The sequence below is a fragment of the Holdemanella sp. genome (assembly GCF_056804935.1).
Genome location: NZ_DBMEXE010000054.1, coordinates 1 through 3,407 on the forward strand (window position 1 = coordinate 1; position 3,407 = coordinate 3,407).

A 3,407-nucleotide genomic window follows, 5' to 3' on the forward strand; every position below is an offset into this window, starting at 1 on the left:
ATAAAAATAAAAAGGATTATTATACAACGAGTTGTAATGATCGAAGAAGGTAATGAAAAAGCATCTCTAGGGATGCTTTTTGTTTTGATATTATTTATTTACAGCTTCTTTTAGAGCTTTGGCAACTTTGAACTTAACAGATTTGCTAGCTTCAATTTGAATCTTTTCTTTCGTTAGAGGATTGAATCCTTCTCTAGCTTTTCTTTCTGTGATTTCAAATTTTCCAAATCCTGCAAGATCGACTGTTTTTCCTGCACTTAAACCTTCAAAGATTTGTGTTAATGCCAAGTCAACAACTTCAGTGATGTCCTTTTTAGATAAGTGAGAATCTTCGGCAATGTTTGAAATGATGTCCTTTTTAGTTAATTTTTCCATGTTTATAAGTCTCCTTTATATCCCTATAATACGCCTTTTTTCACCATTAGCCAACCCATTAGATGAATTGGTTGAACAAATTCGTTGTTTTTAATTAAATCATTGATTTCATCTTCTGTATATTCTTTGACTTCTAAAAATTCTGTCGAATCTAGATGCTGCTTCGATACTTTTTCACAATCATCGGCATAATATAAATACGCATAATTATCCGCTATTGTAGGATTACTAGGAATTGTATAAATATGTTTCCAGTGATCTGAAACGTAGCCTGTTTCTTCTTGTAATTCACGTTTAGCTGCAAGTAATGCACTGTCTTTTTCATCACCCTCAATGCCACCGGCACAAAATTCAGTGGTTACAGATTTAAGTCCATGTCTAAATTGACGAACTGTTATATACTTATCATCTTTTGTTCTTGCGATAATCACAACAAAGTTTCTTCTTGAATAGTTATAGAAAGGGGAGAATTCCTTTCCATCTGGAAGATTAAAAGACTCTTTACGAAAGTCGATCCATTCATCTTGTACAATATGTTCTGTTTTATTTAATTTCCAATTTAAATCCATTTTTATCACCTAGGTAATTATAAACCAAATAAAAAAAATAGTGCAACCAAAGTTACACTATTCATTGACTATGCTTGTTGAGCAATTCCAACGTATCTTGAACTTAATGCAGTCGCTAAAGCCATATTTGAAACAACAGCTACGATGACTTCAGGAATCATATTTGTTCCGATGACACCAGCCATAACTCCGTTCAATGCGGCTTGGCTAATGCCTAAAGCTTGTGAGTATTGAGGACCGAATAAGATAACGATCAATCCTAATACCATGATTGTGTGGCATACTGTCGCAACAGCTGCTGCAATACCTGCAGCGACTGGAGTATTCTTTGCGTATTTTTTCGCAAATTTAAATACATAACCAGCAATCACACCCAACAAAATACGTGGTACTAAAGCTATAACTAAACTAAAGAAGTTACCAGAAATACCACCAACTGTGATAAATGGAGAGAAGACAAAGCTTGTGATTCCAGGTGTCATTGTAGCTCCAATTACAGAAGTACAACCAAATACGAATCCTAAGAAAGCACCGGCTGCTGGTCCCATTGTACTAGCCAAGATAATTACAGGCACGTGCATTAATGTAACACTTAATGCGTTGATACGTAAGTATCCAATTGGTGTTAAATACATGATGATTTCGATGGCTAAAAATAAAGCCAAAACGCACATCTGGCGTACTGATAGTTTTGATTTGTTCATATTTCCTCCTACTTTCGTTTCTTTAAAAGAATACGATGTAACTAATCAAATGGATGTCTTCATACATAGATTATGGTCCTTAGATCCATATCCACAAAAAAAACATCTTCAATAGTTTACAATAAAAAAAAACAGGAATCAAGTCCCTGTTTTAGTTCCAAATGTTGAATGGAGAAGAGGAATTATCGTCTTCATTATTGTTGTACTGTGAATAATAAGAAGATTGAGTCGATGATTTACTTACATCTTTTCCTTCAAGCATAGTATTGATTGAATCTTTGACATCGCTGATCGCAATCGCATAGCCCATACCTTCTACATCCGTATCACTTAATTTGGCTGAGTTGATGCCAATCAATTCACCACTCATATTCAATAATGCTCCACCTGAGTTACCTGGGTTAATAGCTGCATCGGTTTGAATATACGATTGTGATTTGTCTGTATCTGAACTTGTTGAAACACTACGATTTGTAGCCGATACAATACCCGTTGTAACACTTTGACCATAACCTAACGCATTACCAATCGCTACAACTTGTTCTCCAACTTGAAGTTTGTCGCTGTCTCCAATTGTCGCAATCGCAATTTGCTTTAAAGTATCTTCACTTAAGTCTTTTGTTTTGATGGAAATCACAGCTAAGTCACGATCTTCATCTACACCTTTTACAGTGGCTTCTACATTTGTATTATCCGCTAATGTACAAGTCAAGGTCTTTGCATTTTCAATAACATGATAGTTTGTCAAAATATCGATTTCACCATTCTTTTTATTGATGATCACACCACTACCTACACTTGTACTTTCTTGTTGCGTAAACGGATTGCTTCTTGAGTTATTTCCATACATACTGAAATAATTTTGTACATCCGATACCGAAACGTTGGTAATCGATACAATACTTGGCATACAATTTTGAGCGACTGCACTCACATTTGAAGTGGTTGAACTTGAAGTTTTCACAACATTTGTACTTTGAACCGTTGTATTTTGTTTATTATAGTTATCAACCACATAGTTGACACCTTGAAAACTTCCGGCCGCAACTACACCAAATGTGGCCGCACTCAATACAAGCTTTGTACCTTTCTTTAATAATTTATGATTTGAATTTGGAATTTTTGGCATTTCATTTTTCATGTCCTTGTACCTCCTTATTTACAATACAAGGATATCGCAATAAGCTTAAATGAACTTTAAATTATTCCATATTTGTGTAACCCATTAAATACGTATCCACTTCTTTAGCACACTCTTTACCTTCATGAATAGCCCATACAACTAAGGATTGACCTCTATGGCAATCTCCAGCTGTAAAGTATTTGTCTTTAACTTGATAAGAATTTGGTTGTGTCACAATCGTATTTCTTTGTGAAGTTTCCAATTTAAAACTCTTCTTTAAATCATCTTCAACACCAATAAAACCAGCCGCAATCAATAATAAATCACAGTCTAAAATTTGTTCGGAACCCTTTACTTCTTCAAGCTTACCGTTGTTAAAGTGGACTTTTACCGTCTTGATCTGTTTTAGATTTTTCTTTTCATCTAAAATGCATTCCTTAACTGTTGTTTCGTAAATGCGAGGATCCTTTTTAAAGACGGCAATCGCTTCTTCTTGACCATAATCTGTCTTACAGATCTTTGGCCATTCGGGCCAAGGATTACTTTGAAGTCTTTCATCGGGTGCTTTAGGCATCATTTCAATTTGAACAACACTTGCACAACCCTGACGAATGCTTGTACCAACACAATCATTTC

Annotated in this window: 4 protein-coding genes and 1 pseudogene; all 5 read right to left on the bottom strand. The window is 34.9% G+C overall.

Annotated elements, in window-relative coordinates; translation table 11 throughout:
* Positions 1-90 precede the first annotated feature (90 nt).
* Positions 91-375, bottom strand: coding sequence for an HU family DNA-binding protein (locus ACZQCL_RS03965; protein WP_482481896.1), 285 nt, complete (start codon positions 373-375; stop codon positions 91-93).
* 23 nt (positions 376-398) lie between these two features.
* Complete coding sequence (locus ACZQCL_RS03970; protein WP_482481897.1) at positions 399-944, bottom strand: NUDIX hydrolase; 546 nt, start codon at positions 942-944, stop codon at positions 399-401.
* A 68-nt stretch (positions 945-1,012) separates the two neighbouring features.
* Positions 1,013-1,648, bottom strand: coding sequence for an ECF transporter S component (locus ACZQCL_RS03975; protein ID WP_040466264.1), 636 nt, complete (start codon positions 1,646-1,648; stop codon positions 1,013-1,015).
* A gap of 151 nt (positions 1,649-1,799) precedes the next feature.
* The gene (locus ACZQCL_RS03980; RefSeq protein WP_482481898.1) at positions 1,800-2,789 is read right to left on the bottom strand and encodes a S1C family serine protease; all 990 of its coding nucleotides are present in this window, start codon (positions 2,787-2,789) and stop codon (positions 1,800-1,802) included.
* Positions 2,790-2,850: 61 nt separating this feature from the next.
* Positions 2,851-3,407: pseudogene (locus ACZQCL_RS03985) on the bottom strand (glutamate synthase); the annotation flags it as partial.

Coding starts and splice junctions, on each gene's coding strand:
- ACZQCL_RS03980 (WP_482481898.1), bottom strand. CDS start 2,789: ATGAAAAATGAAATGCCAAAAATTCCAAATTCAAATCATAAATTATTA.
- ACZQCL_RS03970 (WP_482481897.1), bottom strand. CDS start 944: ATGGATTTAAATTGGAAATTAAATAAAACAGAACATATTGTACAAGAT.
- ACZQCL_RS03975 (WP_040466264.1), bottom strand. CDS start 1,648: ATGAACAAATCAAAACTATCAGTACGCCAGATGTGCGTTTTGGCTTTA.
- ACZQCL_RS03965 (WP_482481896.1), bottom strand. CDS start 375: ATGGAAAAATTAACTAAAAAGGACATCATTTCAAACATTGCCGAAGAT.